We start from the raw sequence: 17,678 nt of genomic DNA, 5'->3' as shown, positions 1-17,678 counted from the left end.
ACTTCAGGCGTTCCTGAATGATCAATGAACCAAGTGCCAAACGAACCGAAAAGGCCTTGTGTCCTTGCCTGACGTCTCCCAGTGACTTGACATATTCTTTTTCAGCTTTTGACCAGGGGATGAGGTTAGACAAGACCACCCAACGGTTATTGGGATTTAATTGTCCACCAAACGGCAGGAAAAATTCATGTGGCAGGATGAGTTGATCGGCATGATGTTCGTACAAAGTTAGTCCCTCCAAGTGCAAGGTTTTTGATGAGTTTCCGAATCATACCCTTGCATATAAATTCGACAAAAAAGTGAAAAACCCTTGTTAAATCAACATTTTTTTGTTATTCAGTAGACCCTAATTATTTATGGAGTTTACCAGGAGGAGTTGTTGAAGATGGAGAATCGTTAGAAGATGCCTTATTCAGAGAAATATATGAGGAAGTAGGATTAAAAGTCAAAGAGAACCAACTCATATATATTCATGAAAGTTTTATCCCTGAATATTCGGCGCAAAGTCTCGTTACGGTATTTCAAGTAACCGTTTATGATGGGAATCCAATACCCCATGATCCCGATGCAGAAATAGTTCAAGTCAAATGGGTTCCAATTAATGACGTTCAAAATTATATCACTCATTCAGCTGTAGTTGGTCCATTAAAAAGGTGGCTTGAAACAAGAAAGTCATTTTATTCAGTTGATAAAAACTTAAATTGGGATTACAAAGAAAGTGATTAATTGGCAGAGTTTATGATGATTCAAGGAGTTAGCTCTAATAGTGGTAAAAGTGTCTGTTTACGGCACCATAAATATGTAGGATATGGCATTCTTTTTATGTAGGTCTTCCTGGGAGGATGACAAAAAACTGCCACTTGCAAACAACCCATCATTTAACAACATTTCGTGTTGGACATGTAAGACATGAAGTAGTATGAGGAGATGTAACAAGGCACCGTTATAATTATAGACATTTAACGATCTAACACTAGAAAACGTGCATCAGATGTTTCACCGCATTGAAATAAAAGCAGACGGTTCACAGAGAATTTTATACAGATTCTCGAACCATCTGCTTTTTATTTGCTTCGTTTTATCAACGCACAGCACCCCATGTATGTCAGTTTTCTAGATACCAATTCAATCAGTATCCTAACATTCATTTTTTGTATATTATATATGCAAAAGTAAATAATAGCAGCTTAATATTATAAGTATACTTTAAATTATTGTTGGTAAAAATAAAAATTAGAGCTATAATGTAAACAAAGGAAGGTGGGGTTATGGCGATAACAAGCATGGAAGGCATTCTAAAAGTGCTGACAGCTTATAATCAATGGTGGAAAACCGGAATCATGAATCCAAAGTTGTCTAAGTCTTATAAGAGATTTGCGTTTTTTGAGGCGATGAAGCGGCTCGAGCAAAAGGATCTGCGCCGCATCGTTGTGTTGACCGGTGCGCGGCGAGTCGGCAAGACGACTATCCAGTACCAGATGATTGAGGAGTTGCTCAGCCGCGGTGTGGCACCGCAAAAAATCGTCTACATCTCCATGGATCATCCTATGTTAAAGCTTGCCGGTTTTAACGAAATCTTGGAATGTTATCATGAAAACATTTACGCCGAGCAGGACTGCTATTACTTCTTTGATGAGGTTCAGTATGCTCAGGATTGGGACAAATGGCTGAAATTAATTTATGACACCCAGCCTGATACGCAGGTGGTTGCCACAGGCTCAGCAAGCCCCGCCCTCATGAAGGGCCATCAAGAAAGCGGTGCAGGGCGTTGGACGGTTATTCAGGTTCCTACTATGTCGTTTTATGAGTACTGTGAACTGCTGGGGCTGGATCGTCCAGACCTCCCTCAAAACCTAAAGATCACGTCGCTTCCCTATAGGACTCAACAGGAGCGCGCTCACGTGATGGTGCAACTTTCTAAGGTGCAGAATCATTTCAATCGTTATCTTACGGTGGGGGGATTCCCGGAACTGGCACTATCGACCAATGACCTCATGGCCCAGCAGATTATGCGAGAAGACGTGGTCGATAAAGTGCTAAAGCGCGACCTTCCTGCACTATATAATATCAGAAACGCCATTGAGCTGGAGCGGATATTCCTATATCTATGCAATGTATCATCAGAGATCGTATCCATAGAGGCTATTGCAAAAGAACTTGGCGGTGTATCGAGACCGACGGTAGAAAACTATATTCGATACTTGGAAAGTGCCAATCTGATTTATCAAAGCTGGCCGGTAAATATGGGGGGCAAAAAAGTACTGAAAGCGAGGCCCAAAATATATATTGCTGATGCTGCTATTCGTAACGCCGTTCTGATGGACGATTCGTTGCTGACTGACCCAGTAGAGATGGGTAAGATTGTTGAGACAGCGGTTTACAAGCATGTTGCAGCATTTTATTACCAAAAGGCGACATCCGTTGGCTATTTCCGCGGCGGTAGAAAGGGAAAGGAAATCGATATTGTCGTGGATTACCCCAATGTAAAGAATATCCTCATCGAGGTCAAATATCGAGAGGGTGCGCCGATTTCCGATGACGATGCGATTTCTGAGCTATGTGGAGAGGCATCGGCTGCAATCGTTGTAACTAAGAACGCGAGTGACTTTGGAATGCACAAGACCAAGTCAGGAAAGGATATGATACGGATTCCGGCATTCGCATTCTTATATTTGCTGGGGTATGCAGAGAAGAACGGCTATAAAGGAATTGAATAATAAGCCTATATAATAGCAATTAAGCCAAAAAACCCTGCTAGCCGTTATGGCCGGCAGGGGTTCGTGCTACCTAGAGTTATGTTTCCATATCCATCGTGTCACCAGACTTGAATTCTATATGGGGAATATATCGATCGGCACACCTCCTTAAGGAGAATTTAGCTTCAAATTAGCCCTTTCCGTTATCGCCGGAACATCAGGTGGATTCCTTATCTCTTTTATATGTAAAAAATGGCGTAAAAAACGAAACGGTAATGTACCTGAAGTGGATGAGCGGACTCTATTAATTATAACAAGGTATCTGTTAATTGTTCTCTATGTTGTTCTAATAGGTAGTGGTGGTATCCTGCTTGTCCTTTATGTCATAGGGGTTCGAACAATTGAAACAGAAATGCTAATCATATACATGACGATATTGTATATATTAATCGGAATAGGTGCTGTTGTCGTCAAACGATTTTAATAATTTGTAGCACACAACACACTTCGATACATTAGTATTGATAACAAAGAATGCGCAGTAAATTATATTCATATCCCCAATTCTATTTTGATTCAAGAAGGAAAAAAGCGTATTTTTCTCAATAGAACTATGAAGTCTGGTTGCATCGAGTCATTAATTCGGCATGCATTTCCTCATCCATCAGAAGACCCCCTGTTTTGCTTGTAATAAGTTATAATATTTACGCAATGGTTAAATTTTGTTAAGCGCGAGGAAATGTGATGAATCAACCAAAATATAAAACTTGGGTTAGATCAAAAGCCTTAATAACCTTTTCGGTTTTAACGGTGATTTCTGTATTACTTTCACTATTATCATTTATCAGTGTCCTATTTCTTATTTTTATCATCCCGACATTGCTATTTGGTTATATTTTATTAATTGTCGGGGTTACGGGATGGCGGCTTTCGGAAATTGGCGGGGATTATCAAAATAAGATCCACCAATTGATTGCCTCGAAAGTAGAGGGAAATAGAATTCTCGATATTGGGTGCGGAAGCGGGCATTTGCTTGCCATAATCGCTAAACAGAATCCGGAATCAGAGCTCGTTGGAATTGACTTTTGGGGCGATAACTGGGAATATTCAAAGGAATTATGTATAAACAATTTCAGAGCGGAAAACATCACGAATAAAGTGGAATTTCGAAAGGAAACCGCCTCGAACCTACCTGATGATTTAGGGATGTTTGATTGTATCGTCAGTTGTATGACATTCCATGAAGTACAAGACGTCAATGATAAAACCATATCAATAGAAGTAGCGTTAAGGCATCTGAAAAAAGGCGGGAGATTTATCTTTTTGGACTTGTTTCAAGACCCCAAATATTATCCGGAGCGGAAGAAGATCGATAAAGTGATCGCATCTCAAAATGGTAGGGTGACTGAGCGAAAGAGCTTGAGCGAAGTAATTCAATTGCCTTTTCCGCTTAAACATAAAAAGGTTCTGGGTTATGCTGAGATAATCACTGGACGAATGGCGGACTAATATAGGTGCCGTACCCATCCAATGGGAACATTAAAAGTACTACAACCATATCATTGATATATAGCATAACGGGGCACCCCGCAAAGGAGGGGCGTCCCCTTTTTCGTACTGGTAAGAAATTATACCTTTTTTAGGGCCGGCATAAGTGCAATTAAGGCACCGCCTTCGCCCATAAGACTTACCAGAGCCAAGTTTTCATTTCATGGGTAGGTTTGTGTAATAAGCCATTGACGCTGATTTTAAATGGGATTCAGGAAATCTTAAGATATTAATAAGTGAAAATTAATAAATGGATTTTCGCTTTTCGATATAATAACGATGGAGATTTATATTTAAAAGAAAGATGATGGCGATGATGGCTGCAAATATTTTAATCGTTGATGATGAAAAAGCGATTGCCGATTTGGTTGAAGTTTATCTCAAAAATGAGAACTATCATATCTTTAAATTTTATAACGGCAAGGATGCCCTTAACTGCATTGAAAATGAAAAATTAGACTTGGCCATTTTGGATGTCATGCTCCCCGATATCGATGGTTTTTCCATCTGTCAGCAGATCAGGGAAATGTACAATTTTCCAGTCATCATGTTGACGGCGAAAGAAGAAGAAATGGACAAGATTACTGGCTTGACACTTGGGGCGGATGATTATGTAACAAAACCCTTTCAACCTTTGGAACTTGTTGCCCGTGTTAAAGCACAGTTGCGAAGATTTACTCAATACAATTCTTCTAATCCCTTACGTGAGGACAGGCAGATTGAATTTGCCGGTTTAGTGATTAACAAGGACAATCATGAATGCACGCTAAACGGAAGACCTCTTGCGCTTACCCCTACAGAGTTTTCCATTCTATGGGAGCTGGCTTCTAACCGAGGTCGCGTCGTCAGTTCTGAAGAGTTGTTCCGCAAAGTGTGGGGTGAAGAAAAATATTTTGGCAATAGTAATAATACCGTCATGGTTCATATCAGGCATTTAAGGGAAAAAATGCATGACAATGCGGAACATCCTAAATATATTAAAACGGTGTGGGGGGTCGGTTATAAAATTGAAAAATAAGCGATATAAAAGCAGAAATGATTATACAAAACTTAAGAGAAAAGTATTTCTGCAAATGCTCCTGATTGTTTTTGCCGCAACGATAACCGCTATCTCCTTGCGCTTTCTCATTCAAAAATACTTCAGTGTTGGCGATCTCATTGTCCGCTTTTTTATGAACATGTTTCATATGCGTGACAGTGATGCCTTGTTCGTTTACGATATTTTAGTTCGTAAAAATATAAATGTAATCACATTTTTTGTGATTATGATCTTCCTTGTTATTTTGCTAAATTTTTCGATTTCCAGGTTAACAAAATACTTCGATGAACTCATTATTGGAATGGATCAACTCGTTGAGGAATCCGGTGATGAAATAAACTTATCGCCAGAACTGGATTTTATGGAAAAAAAGCTCAATCAGATCAAAAACAACTTGGAAAAACAAAAGAGAGCCGCGCGTGAAGCCGAACAGCGCAAGAATGATTTGGTCGTTTACTTGTCTCATGATCTAAAAACGCCTCTCACCTCCGTTATTGGTTACTTAAGCCTTTTGGATGAAGCTCCCGATATGCCTCCTGAACAAAAAGCAAAATATGTCGGTATTGCCTTGGAAAAAGCTTATCGCTTAGAGCAGCTTATCAATGAGTTTTTTGAGATCACAAGATTTAATCTTCAAACCATTGTTTTAAATAAAGAAAAAATCAATTTACAGCTTATGCTCGAGCAGATGGCTGATGAATTCTATCCGATTTTGCATCCAAAACAAAAGCAAATATCAGTCCATGTGCCTGATGGGCTTAATCTATGGGGGGATCGGGATAAACTCGCTCGCGTATTTAATAACATCCTAAAAAATGCGATCGCCTATAGCTATGAAAACAGTATCATTGACGTTTCTGCGCAACTTCAGGACAAAAATATTGTTATCACTTTTACGAACCAAGGGAACCCAATCCCCCGAGAAAAACTGGAAACGATTTTTGAGAAGTTTTTCCGGCTGGATACATCCCGTTCGACCAATACCGGCGGATCTGGGCTAGGACTAGCTATTGCCAAAGAAATCGTCAACGCCCATGGCGGCCATATTTTTGCCCAAAGTCATGGTGAAAAGACAATTTTTACCGTTGTACTTCCGCAAAAACAAGAAAAAGACAAGTTCTCTGTGTAAGTCAGATATTTGTCCTTTTTAAATTAATTCGCCTGGCACATATTACATCAAAACAAATCCAAATAATGATCTTAAAAACGGGATTAATAAAGACCTTAACAATGGGTAAAAGAAAAAGAACATCCCCTCAAAAGCGCTAGCCGTATAAAAACATGCCTCTTTACGAAGGAGGAAGGGAATCTTTTCGTTATTGGGATGTTGAACAAAAATTTTGTCCTGTAATTTTGATAAATGTTTTTTCAGCAATCGAAAAATGACCCATCCGACGAACGTTCCGAGAGTATTCATGAGTAAATCATCAATATCGGTGATTCTTTGATTGAATAATTGACTTAATTCGATGATGAGAGAGAATGTCATGCCAGTTAACAGCGTTCTCAATAATCCTTCATACCTTTTCCAAATCAATGGATGCATAAATCCAAGAGGGATAAAAAGTAATATATTCTCAATGTATGGCTGAACCCCGTATGTAAGCCAATAAAAAGGAATCAGATTGATTTCATCCGGGTGAATATTCAATCCCTTGGAGGTTATGATTTCAAAGCTGTTATAAACGATGTCCAGGATGGAAGGGATACCGGTAAAACTGAGTACACCCGTAAAGTAATAGACAAAAATATAGACACATACAAAATGGGCCATGGACAGTTTAACGCCTAACTTTTTGTTTTGATAGATCAGTAGGATTTGGTAGGGAATCAAGAATGGCAAAGTACTTATTAACCAGGTGATCGACACGATAATAAACATGAAAATCGACATGATCACACCGTTCACCTCCTTCGTCATTTACTATAGGATCTTTAAAAAAGAAATGTCTTAATAAAACCTTAAGATTTGGTGATTTTCACCTTAATATGCGATCGAAGTCCCAGTGAATCTCAGAGACTGTGATAAGAAAATCTTAAGAAATTCATAAGATGGAATTCCAAAATCGCTCCTTCTTCTGTGTTTAAATATTGGCAGCGAAGAAAAAGGAGCTGTTTGAATATGGTTCGAAGACAAAAAAAGAAAAGGTCAAGGATGCGCTTATTTGTTACCGTTCTGTTGATCGTTGTCATGGCTTCTTTGGTTTACAAATCCAAAACTCCAGAAAACCACCAAATAAATAAGATAAAATCTGACCATAAAACCTCGTCATATTCTTCCCACGATAGAGCAACACAGGCTCCTTTTCCAAAAGGAGAACCCGATCCAACTGTTGCTATATCTTTGGGCAAACTGAAAAGTCCAAATGCGATTCTGATCCGTTTAAAAGATCATGCCATCCTAATGCAAAAAAATAGTGAGGAAAAAATCTATCCGGCATCTTTGACTAAAATAATGACAGCGATTGTTGCGATCGAAAATTTGCCGGATCTGAATGAAGAAATCACACTGACGAATTCCGTGTTTCGTGGGCTGTACGAAGCGGATGCATCAATGGCAGGTTTTGAGCCAGGTGAGCGGGTAAAGGCCATCGATCTTTTATACGGGGCAATACTTCCAAGCGGTGCGGAGGCGAGTATTGGACTGGCTGACCGGATTGCCGGATCAGAGGAGAATTTTGTAAAAATGATGAATCAAAAGACGGCCGAACTAGGTATGAAACATACGCATTTTGCAAATGCCACCGGGCTTCAAAATGAAAATCATTTTACGACGGTCAAAGATCTGGCTATTCTTTTAACCTATGCATTGCAAAATGATACTTTCCGGGAGATTTTTACGTCATCCCATCATTTAACTGCCCCAACTAATAAGCATACAAGGGGAATAACCTTATACAGTACCCTGTTTAAAGAACTCAACAATCCCAACCTTATGGATGGGGAGATTTTAGGTGGGAAAACGGGATATACCGATGAGGCGGGTCTATGTCTCGCTAGTCTTGCCAAAGTGGGGAAACAGGAATATGTTCTGATTACAGCCGGTGCGAATGGGAACCATCATACGGAACAGTATAATATTACCGATGCCTTAGCTGTATATAACAGCATTCAAGAATAATAAGTTTTTCATGGAAATTTGCGCTGCGAACGCCCATTTTTCTGACATACATCCTGTTGCAAAGGCATGACTTAGATCAAGGGAAATGCAAGATGAACAACAAATAATATCGGTTGAAAGACTTAACCCTAAAAAATAAACCCGCGCAAGGTCTTAAGGCAAGAGGAGGAGTTTGAAAGAGAGTTGTAGAAGAAGTATTGAGGCTAAATAAAGGAACAAAAAAATAAAACCAAATTTCACAAAAAACGTAGATAAGGGATATTACTGATGTTGGTAAGTAGCGGCTTTAAAAACCTGGCGATTGGTAATCTACTCCCTCAAAATCGAATTTCATGATGATGTGAGATATTTTGTGTAAAAGATTTGAGAAAGTTTAGAGGAATTTATTACAAAAAACAAAATCGGTGCATATTGTTTTGGGGTACGAGCTGTTGTAAAGCAAAAGCGCTCTTGCATGGGAACAAATCCTTTTGATGTTTAGTCGCAATTTCATTTTAAGGAGCTCCTCATGCAGGGGCAATTTTTTATGCTTATCTGATTTTAACTAGCACCACGGGTAAAACATTTGTATATGTCCTCTTTCATACTATATAACGATTGCACCTTGCGTCCAAAAGGAAAGGAAGGTCCTCCTTATGCTCCCCCTTCATGATGTATGTACGGTTTATCATGGAACTAATTTATTTGCAGCAAAAATTATTCGCGATATTGGCATGCGGTTGGACGCGCAGAGAGACCTTACTGATTTCGGAAAAGGTTTTTACGTTACCTTAAATCCTCAGCAAGCAAAAAGCTGGGCACAAATCAGAGCGATGCATCCACAAATTTCTTCTGAAATATTAGACCAATTAAATATCAGCCAATCACAGTATTTTAATCATCCGGATATAAAAATTCCGGCTTATTTAGCATATGAGCTTAATTTAAAGGAGCTGCGTCAATTAAAGGGAAAGGAGTTTCCCTTACCTCATGAACCAGAGTGGCCGTACCATCAGCGATCATGGGAACGGTTTGTCCAAGAGTGCCGCGCAGGAAAGAAGCACCATTATGACTACGTGTATGGACCAGTCGGAGGAAGGCACTTAACCGATCCTGACAAAATAAAAGTTTCCCATACTAAAGATCAACTATCTTTAAATAGCCCGAAAGCCATAAGGTGTTTATCCAAATTAAAAATTGTGGCTTGCCAGCCTGAAGGAACACATGCGAAAAAATCTATCATAAAACAACTGCTTCACCATGTCCGAAGTCTAGAAAGCGTCATCGATAATAACAGGTTTTTACTCGAAATACATGATGAATTGATGGCCATTGGCAACTTAACCAGCCAACAGGCGGATAAAGTACTGCGAAAATCTTTAGCAACCTTGCAGCTAAATCCAATCATGATGCACGAACCAGCAGCCTATTGGTCCTTCTCCATTTTGTATGGAAGGGATAAGTTATGGCATAAAGAATACGAAATATATATGAGAAAGAAGAATCGAGTTCGTAAATAACAAGACTTTCAAAGAATCCTCTTACTTCGCTTTTCCCTTTTTTAAAAATTCATTGTATAATGCCGGTTCGATATAATTCTTAGAAGCAATGAGTTTCAATCGATCTCGATTATCGTAAACATAATAGCTATCCACCAAATCCTTGATTTCTTTAAAAGTTTTCGATACAAGCTTGTGCGTGTTTTCGATAATATGGGGTGGAATTTTTCTTCCCGTAACCTTTGCCCTTTCTTCCGCCCGCTGTTTGGCTAATTCTAACGGAACATCCACTATATAGACATGAACCTCATACTGGGTTCTTTTTAGTTTTTTTATTAGATTTTTGTATTTCCGGGTTCTTGCCATGGTCCCTTCGTATATAAAATGTTTCCGATGATGAATAAGTTGTTTCAACAATAGATCGCAAATATCAAGGGATTCTTTATGGACGAGGCGAGCAGCGTCATTTGGATGTGTTTTTTGTAATAATTGATATTCAGGGATGTATTCTTTTATCTCGTCAGGGTCTACTGTAACTGCCTGTATACCTCTTTCAGTCAGCTTTTTCTCGATAACATATTTTCGCAAGAACGTCTTTCCTGAGGCGGTCCCTCCGCCAATGAGAATGGCTATGGACTTTTCCCCTTTTTTGGGGGAGGGCGCTTGCCTAATCATTTTATTCACAATGTTCATATGCATGGTATGTCGCTTTTGGCTGTATTTATAGCCTTTAACTGAATATATTTCCTTCGTGTCTTTTATTTTAGGGTTATTCCTTTTGAATCCTTTTCCTAATATGCGACGAACCCAAACCTTTCGTATGCCTGTTTTCTACCAGTGATGATGTTTTTTAAATTGTATAATGTCTTTACGATTTTCATTATCTTAATCACCCGTATCAATGTATGCACTAAAGTAAATTAATTATTTCTAGTGCCTTCCACCCCAAATGAAGCTGCATTAATTCCACCAACGACTTCCAAGGGGAAAATTATAGTTGAAATCATGGGATGAAAAACGGGCTTTTTTGCTCGTATTTCTAGGAGTAGTGTTACATTTCAAAATTTGTTATAATTTATGAAAGTGGCTGAGGAGGATTATTAAGGAGTTTGGTTAAATGAATGAGATAAAAGAAATTATTAGTCAAGTAAAGATGAAGGAAAAAGTTGGAGATAAAGAGCTTAAGGAATATTTATCAGAGCTTGACGTCAATACCCTTAACAAATTGCTTATAATCTTTAGTGGACCTCCAAGATTAACGGTCACTGAGGTGTTTAAAGCTGCCTTTATTGCTTCAGCCGTTATTGGGATGTTACTGACTTATGTCATTTTAACCCCTGATTATCTTGTTAATACGAAAGCTAATATTTCTATAATTGTTGGTGTATTGTGTGTCGTCTGGTTGTATTATTTAAGGTTTGTTAGTAATAATGAAAATAAATTAATTTCACTTGCATCAAAGCTCGTAAATAGGCAAAAAATTGTTACACTCATTACTTATACCTTACAGGAAAAATATAAAAATCTATAACAATCGGCAAAATGTAAAAAAACTCTCCAGAATAAGTTTTTTCTTCGGAGAGTTTTTTAGCTTTAATCATTTAACAATGAGCCCCCATCACCAAAATTGCCGTTGCAACTCCCACCAACGGCTGCCAGAGGGAAAGAAATTATTTTAGCCGCGTAATGAAATTGCAGGGGAAATTAAGCAATTGATTAAAACAAATATCTGGTAAGGATATATATTCCAAGTTGGGGAGTCACTTACGAGAAAATGTGTACTTTTCGAAAGAATAGCTCAGGCAATAGTTAAAGAACATAGATTTAGAGTGTAGGATTTCCTGGTTGAAACGAAAACTAATCCAGTAACCAGTCTGGAAACATTAAAGATGCTGTTGAAGATTTTTTACTGATTCGGAAGCTGCTACTGCATTATTAATTGTTTTTCCAAATGGATGATCTAATAGCGGCAGTTCTGGGTGTAAGACAACAAGACCTATGAGACGATGGCAAACTTGAATACCAAATTCCGTGACGAGTTGGGCTTTATATTAGCTTAATAAGGAAAAAATTATTTTGGGAGTGATATTGTGTTAACGCCAACATTAATATGTGGGTATATGGGGATATTGATTTTTATGATTATTGTTCTCTTTTTTAAAAAGCTTAACGATAACAAAGAATATGGATTTATTCATTTACTAATGGCCTTTATGTATGTCATGTGGCTTCCTATACCCATTGCCCTATACAAAATCATAAATAATCCTCTTCTTATAATTGGTACGATTTTCGGTTTCACCTATTTGGTCATGATGGTAATTACGATGATTATACAAACAGGCCATCTCGTCTATGTGGTTAAACAAGAAAACCGAGAAATATGGCAAAAGCAAACGGATTTAATGTTTGCGACATTTGGAGGTCCATACGAAGTTTTTGCAAATGTATTAAGGGGCATATGGGCTGTTTTTTTAGCCATTTATTTTTGGGAAAATTTTAATGTGACAATGGCCATTTTGATGACGATATATGGTGCACTAGCGGTTTATTATTTACTATTGGTTATAAAGATTAGTATGGTTGAACATTATAATATTTTTAATAGGATAAAATCGAATTCGATTTTCTTTAATATAGAAACCTTAGTGTTTTTTATTATTCTCATCATCTATATGCAACAATTGGCATAGCTACTTTAGTGAGTGATACTTCGAGAAGAAGATTGGCTTTTTTAAATGGAGGCAACGCATCTTGAGAGAAATGATAAAATTGGTCATATTAGCTGTCATAAATACCGTCGTATCAATAATCGCAGGAGTTTCCGTAAGCTTATGGATAGCTAAATTTACTGCCGAACCGGCATTTTTTCTTTCAGCCGGACTGATGGCATATATTGTGATTTTCTTTGTCATGGCCAAAATATTTTTTAGGATTTTGGGTATTAGGCACATCAGAAAATATAGAATGATGATTTATGCTGCAGGAAGCTTGATGATGGTGATTTTAATTACTGGTTTTCTATTACCATATCACGCTCCTCATGAAGCATCTATTGTGGTAAAAGGGCAACAGAGATGGGATTTGCCTTCTGGTTCAAAAATCGCCTACGTTCATTTGTCAAGCGACAAAGCAAGCTCACGCCCACCCATTATTTTCCTACATGGTGGTCCTGGTGTTGCGGATATGGCAGGGGATTCAAGGTATTTTGGACAATTAACAAGTGAAGGCTTTGATGTGTATGTCTATGACGAAGTGGGAAGTGGACATTCATCCAGATTAAAAGACGTACGAGGTTATACGGTTGATAGGGATGTTGAGGATTTAGAATTTATAAGACAGAAGATTGGTACCGATAAAATCATCTTAATTGGTCATTCTTATGGCGGTGAGATCGCCGCTCATTACATGAGCAAATATGGAAGTCATGTCGAAAAAGCTGTTTTTATATCACCAGGCCCAATCAATCCCAAAGACACAAGCAGTGCCAATTTAATTAACAGGCTTACTTTTACAGAAAAATTGCCAGTATACAAAGAGCTGTTCGCTCCAAGGGCAATAATGACATACGGTTTACTCCAAGTGAATCCTGACGCTGCTCACCATTTTGCAGGTGATAAAGAAATGGATGCCAGATACGATAAGCTTTATGCCAAAGTTTTACCTGCATTGCATGCGAAGGGTAAGCCCCATGGCCCCAAATTATCAAATCTTGGATTTTATGTCAGTCAGGTGTCCTTCACTCCTTGGGCAAAACCCCAGCCGGATATCAGGCATGCTTTATCAAAAAGCGACACGGAATCACTTATTATTAAAGCTTCCGCTGACTATTTGTCATGGTCATCTGCCATCGATTATAAAAAGGCGCTTCGCAACAGTACGCTCATATATTTCCCGGATGCCGGCCATAATGTTTATCAGGATCTACCAAATGAGGTGATGGCCGTATTAAAAGCTTTTTTGACCGATCGCCCATTGCCAGTAGAAGCGTACAAAGGAATAAATCCCCCAGCGGATTATGAAGGTGTACACTAAATTTTTTATAAAGCGTGTAAAGCTTAACAGCCCTCTCCCAACAAAGAGGGCTCGTTATTTTTTACACTGGTTAAAAAGTCTATCAAGATTCACACTAACGCAAGGGCAGCGAAGGCTTTGCCTCCGAACAAAAAGGCTTGCACTGGCTTTTTAACCAGGCTAGCATAAGATCAACTAGGGTTTTGCCTTCACCTAAAATGGATTGACAGAGCAAGTTTCTTTAGCAGACCCAAGCTTTTTATATCGAAATGGAACCTAGGGACTTCCGTTTTCCGTGATTCCGTATCATTTGCGAAGCTACAAGCTCTTGAAATAATATGCTTTTTCGGATTGCGTATCATTAGCACGCCTCCATGCTCGTGAAATGATGCGCTTTTTCGGATTGCGTATCATTTGGCTGGCGGAACGGCGTCAAAATAATATGCTTTTTTGGTTTTTGGCTGAAATTGAGCCCAGATAATTCCAATTCCCGTAATTGCATTTCATTTTCCAAGCCTCAAGCCCATGAAATGATATGCTTTTTCGGATTGCATATCATTTGGCTGGCGGAACGGCCTCAAAATAATATGCTTTTTTTGTTTTTGCCCGAAATCCGGTCCAGTTATTTCCATTTCTTGCGATTCCGTATCATTTACGTGGCCTTCAGCTCATAAAATGATATGCTTTTTCGGATTGCGTATCATTTGGCTGACCTACTGACCTCAAAATGATACACTTTTTTAGCTGAACTTAGGTTTTTTAATAAAAAAGCGGTTGTAGACCGCGATCGTCCGCAACCACATTTTAACAATCTAATGAATGGGCAGTAGTAATTTTAGGCTGTTTTCCATTTCCATCATATAAAAAGGAATTGCGCGTGAAAGTGCCTATTCCTGCTGATGGCAGCCTTCTATTTTGCATTGACATCCGGTTGATGAATGCCAAAAATATTCCCTTCTGTATCCTTATAGTATCCTTGCCACGCCATGCCGGGTAAGGCGTATTTTGGTACTGCCACGACACCACCATTTTCAAGGATTTTGGCTTCAACGGCATCGTAATCTTCTACTTCCATTGTACAAACATAACCGTTTAAAGGCTGGCTTGCTTCTGGAGGAGGGCTTTGACGCTGCATTAATGCACCGTTAATTCCAGGTTTATCGTCCTCACCCGTCACTGCACCAAAATAAGGCATGCCAGCATATTCGCTCCAGTCTTCGAACTTCCAGCCAAATACTTCTCCATAAAAACGTTTTGCGCGATCCATGTCATCGACGTGAATCTCGAAATGGACTACTCTTCCCATGATTGCCCTCCTAAATTTTTACAAATAATTAATCGCAGCAAAAAAAATTGCACAAACATATATTCTATAAATCTGTTGGACAATCCTTCTTCTATTTTGGGAATTAATAAAATAAAATATACTTAAACAATGAGCATCAGTAAGCACCTTTTCTGAAAAAAATCGTCAATGATGGTGAATATCACAAGGTTATAGGAAAAACTGTTTAAAAAAATGAGGGCTAAAGGGGGAAGCACTAAAAGCTGATTGCTGGAAGGGTATGTGTTTTTTGCTTCGCCTAAGTGAGTCATTGAGTTGAAAGGAGTGAAAAGAAATGTCCAATCAAGTTGATCAATATATGGCCAATGTAGATATTAAATGGAGAGACGCATTCAAAACCTTAAAAGAAGTGATAGACCAAAACATTCCAGAGGGTTTCGAGCTAGATTTTCAATACGGAATGCCAACATACGTCGTTCCATTTTCGATTTATCCAAATGGATACCACTGTAAAAAAGATACCCCATTACCGTTTATAAGTATTGCGGCACAAAAACATCATCTCGCTTTATATCATATGGGCATCTATGCCGATGAAGATTTATTAAAATGGTTTCAAAATGAATACGCGAATCATATCGATACAAAGTTGAATATGGGTAAAAGCTGTATTCGTTTTACAAATCCTAAAAAGATCCCTTTCCAGTTAATTGGTGAGCTCGTTTCTAAAATGACAGTAGATGATTGGATTAAAAAGTACGAAGAACAATTAAATATGCGTTGATTTTGAAGAAGAACAATAAAGTCTGTCATCATAGAAGGGAATATAGAAAATTGGTAAAAAACAACAAGAAAGTTTGGATGAGTGTGTCTGCGATTGTGATGGTGATCGCATTAGCTTTAATATTCGGATTAGCGACGAATCATGCGAAGAAAACTTCAACCGTCTCTTCTCATCACGACACAAAAGCCGAGAAAACAGTAGTTAAAGAAAATACCATTGATAAAGCGGATGTAAAGAATGCAAAGGAAAATGAGGAAGAACAACCAAAATCCAGAGAAGTCAAAACTAAGCAAGTAAAAACAAAGAAAGTTGAAGCGAAGAAAGAAACTCGAGCTCCTACATCTACTGTCCTTTCGAAGCCAGTTACTAAGTATGTCAACGTGAGTTCTTTAAATGTACGTAGTGGTGCTGGTACAAATCATTCCGTTGTTACCGTCGTTACACAAGGTCAAGCCGTTACGGTTACGGAAATAAGTTCGAATGGTTGGAATAAAGTACATGTGGCCAACAAAACTGGCTGGGTTTCTAGTAAATACCTTGTAAGCACAAAACCAATTGTTCACCAACCAGTTACTCATACAACGCCGACGACAACACATACGACGACAAGCCAACCGGCTTCGCGTGGTAATGTAGCCGATCATTTGAAAACGGTTGGCGCCAATCGTCAGCTTATTCTCGTCACTACAAGTAGCTATGGCACAAGTGTTGCAACCATCCGTACCTTCGAAAGGGATTCAAACGGAAAATGGAAACCTGTTTTAAGCGTTTCAGGTCATGTTGGTAAATACGGTTTGACTTCAAACATGAGAGAAGGGGCAAAAAAGTCTCCGATTGGAAAGTTTACAATCGGAACAGCATTTGGACGTTATGCCAACCCTGGTACGAAAATGCCTTATAGAAGAATCACCAGTGATGATGTTTGGGTAGATGATCCGACTTCAAAACTATATAATACATGGCAATCAAGAAGTAAAACACAAGGCCAATGGAAAAGTGCGGAAAACATGAATATTCCAGCGTACAATTATGGATTCGTTATCAATTACAATACAGCCCGAATTCCATACAAAGGTAGTGCTATCTTCTTCCACGTTGGTTCTAGTTATACTCTCGGTTGTACCGATACAGCTCAATCAAACGTCGTGAAAATCTTACGATGGTTGGATCCTGCAAAGAATCCCGTGATCATCCAAACACCAGTTTCAGGTCTTGGCAATTTCTAAAACCCAATAATCTAATCTAGGACTCGCCGTGATCGTTTCTCTTTATGACCCTATGGTTCCGTTGTAAGTGGGGAATATTATTCCCGCTATATTAGGGATTTTATCATCAGCTTTAACAGAGGGCTTTATTTTAGTATAAGAAGCATTCCTGTATTGAAGAAAAATGAGGCAAAATAGCGGTTTTTCGGGTTGTACAAAAATAGAGCCCTCTTGGTATAGTACGGAGTGTCAACGGATGTTGACCTCTAATTTAGGAACCAAGGAGGACTCATACATGAATTATAACCAAAATCGCAAAATCTCTCAAATCACAGAGAACACATTGATCGTCGGTGTTGATATTGCTAAACACAAACATGTCGCTCGTGCGCAAGATTTTAGAGGCATTGACCTAGCTAATCGCTTAGTGTTTACGAACGATCTCAAAGGCTCCATAATCGATAGGACTCTTTCAGGTGATAAGCTATTTCTAATTCTTCGGATTGCT

At 38.7% G+C, this 17,678-nt stretch carries 15 protein-coding genes and 3 pseudogenes; 13 read left to right on the top strand and 5 right to left on the bottom strand.

The features are described 5' to 3' along the window. Positions 1 to 226 (bottom strand): annotated as a pseudogene (locus H532_RS0112790) (IS5/IS1182 family transposase); the annotation flags it as partial. A gap of 176 nt (positions 227 to 402) precedes the next feature. On the opposite strand from H532_RS0112790, the pseudogene H532_RS19980 reads away from it, so the two are divergent. The 5 genes and pseudogenes from H532_RS19980 to vanS form a co-directional block, all read left to right on the top strand. Next, a pseudogene (locus H532_RS19980) lies at positions 403 to 726 on the top strand (NUDIX domain-containing protein); the annotation flags it as partial. 542 nt (positions 727 to 1,268) lie between these two features. Then, a complete protein-coding gene (locus H532_RS0112785; protein WP_027725804.1) occupies positions 1,269 to 2,717 on the top strand; it encodes an ATP-binding protein in 1,449 nt (482 codons plus the stop codon). A 723-nt stretch (positions 2,718 to 3,440) separates the two neighbouring features. Beyond that, positions 3,441 to 4,205: a class I SAM-dependent methyltransferase gene (locus H532_RS0112780; protein WP_027725803.1), complete on the top strand. Its 765-nt coding sequence runs from the start codon at positions 3,441 to 3,443 to the stop codon at positions 4,203 to 4,205. 355 nt (positions 4,206 to 4,560) lie between these two features. Next, positions 4,561 to 5,262 (top strand): VanR-ABDEGLN family response regulator transcription factor, encoded by a 702-nt coding sequence (gene vanR / locus H532_RS0112775; protein ID WP_027725802.1) that lies wholly within the window; start codon positions 4,561 to 4,563, stop codon positions 5,260 to 5,262. Then, positions 5,201 to 6,412, top strand: coding sequence for a vancomycin resistance histidine kinase VanS (gene vanS / locus H532_RS0112770; RefSeq protein ID WP_211231976.1), 1,212 nt, complete (start codon positions 5,201 to 5,203; stop codon positions 6,410 to 6,412). The genes vanR and vanS overlap by 62 nt, the downstream gene beginning before the upstream one ends. Positions 6,413 to 6,454: 42 nt before the next feature. On the opposite strand, the gene H532_RS0112765 is transcribed toward vanS, so the two are convergent. After that, positions 6,455 to 7,177 carry a VanZ family protein gene (locus tag H532_RS0112765; RefSeq protein ID WP_081412462.1) on the bottom strand — a complete coding sequence of 241 codons (723 nt, stop codon included), beginning with the start codon at positions 7,175 to 7,177 and terminating at the stop codon, positions 6,455 to 6,457. 261 nt (positions 7,178 to 7,438) lie between these two features. On the opposite strand from H532_RS0112765, the gene H532_RS0112760 reads away from it, so the two are divergent. Both H532_RS0112760 and H532_RS0112755 read left to right on the top strand, forming a co-directional pair. Beyond that, complete coding sequence (locus H532_RS0112760) at positions 7,439 to 8,404, top strand: D-alanyl-D-alanine carboxypeptidase family protein (protein ID WP_245566472.1); 966 nt, start codon at positions 7,439 to 7,441, stop codon at positions 8,402 to 8,404. A 635-nt stretch (positions 8,405 to 9,039) separates the two neighbouring features. Further along, the gene (locus tag H532_RS0112755; RefSeq protein ID WP_027725798.1) at positions 9,040 to 9,903 is read left to right on the top strand and encodes a DUF3990 domain-containing protein; all 864 of its coding nucleotides are present in this window, start codon (positions 9,040 to 9,042) and stop codon (positions 9,901 to 9,903) included. Positions 9,904 to 9,924: 21 nt separating this feature from the next. Here H532_RS0112755 and H532_RS18850 read toward each other — a convergent pair whose 3' ends face one another. Further along, positions 9,925 to 10,557, bottom strand: a complete 633-nt coding sequence (locus tag H532_RS18850) for a zeta toxin family protein (RefSeq protein WP_245566474.1) — start codon at positions 10,555 to 10,557, stop codon at positions 9,925 to 9,927. Positions 10,558 to 10,999: 442 nt separating this feature from the next. Between H532_RS18850 and H532_RS0112745 the strand changes: the two genes are divergently transcribed. The 3 genes from H532_RS0112745 (at position 11,000) to H532_RS0112735 (ending at position 13,917) form a co-directional block, all read left to right on the top strand. Next, the gene (locus H532_RS0112745; protein ID WP_027725797.1) at positions 11,000 to 11,413 is read left to right on the top strand and encodes a hypothetical protein; all 414 of its coding nucleotides are present in this window, start codon (positions 11,000 to 11,002) and stop codon (positions 11,411 to 11,413) included. A gap of 559 nt (positions 11,414 to 11,972) precedes the next feature. Then, entirely contained in the window at positions 11,973 to 12,575 is a 603-nt protein-coding gene (locus H532_RS0112740) for a hypothetical protein (RefSeq protein ID WP_027725796.1), read from the top strand. A 70-nt stretch (positions 12,576 to 12,645) separates the two neighbouring features. Next, entirely contained in the window at positions 12,646 to 13,917 is a 1,272-nt protein-coding gene (locus H532_RS0112735; RefSeq protein ID WP_245566473.1) for an alpha/beta fold hydrolase, read from the top strand. A 340-nt stretch (positions 13,918 to 14,257) separates the two neighbouring features. Here H532_RS0112735 and H532_RS20420 read toward each other — a convergent pair whose 3' ends face one another. Then, entirely contained in the window at positions 14,258 to 14,410 is a 153-nt protein-coding gene (locus H532_RS20420) for a hypothetical protein (protein ID WP_155995057.1), read from the bottom strand. Positions 14,411 to 14,806: 396 nt separating this feature from the next. After that, a complete protein-coding gene (locus H532_RS0112715; protein ID WP_027725794.1) occupies positions 14,807 to 15,202 on the bottom strand; it encodes a VOC family protein in 396 nt (131 codons plus the stop codon). A gap of 313 nt (positions 15,203 to 15,515) precedes the next feature. Between H532_RS0112715 and H532_RS0112710 the strand changes: the two genes are divergently transcribed. From H532_RS0112710 to H532_RS20645, 3 genes and pseudogenes are all read left to right on the top strand, one after another. Beyond that, entirely contained in the window at positions 15,516 to 15,965 is a 450-nt protein-coding gene (locus H532_RS0112710) for a DUF1801 domain-containing protein (protein ID WP_038112429.1), read from the top strand. Between the two features lie 50 nt (positions 15,966 to 16,015). Then, positions 16,016 to 17,191: an SH3 domain-containing protein gene (locus H532_RS18845; protein WP_245566471.1), complete on the top strand. Its 1,176-nt coding sequence runs from the start codon at positions 16,016 to 16,018 to the stop codon at positions 17,189 to 17,191. A gap of 274 nt (positions 17,192 to 17,465) precedes the next feature. Next, a pseudogene (locus H532_RS20645) lies at positions 17,466 to 17,678 on the top strand (hypothetical protein); the annotation flags it as partial.

Origin of the sequence: Tuberibacillus calidus DSM 17572, assembly GCF_000430685.1 — a bacterium.
GTDB classification, from domain to species: Bacteria; Bacillota; Bacilli; order Bacillales; family Sporolactobacillaceae; genus Tuberibacillus; species Tuberibacillus calidus.
Note: the sequence above shows the minus strand (reverse complement) of the source record. Positions and strands in the feature narration are given on the sequence as shown.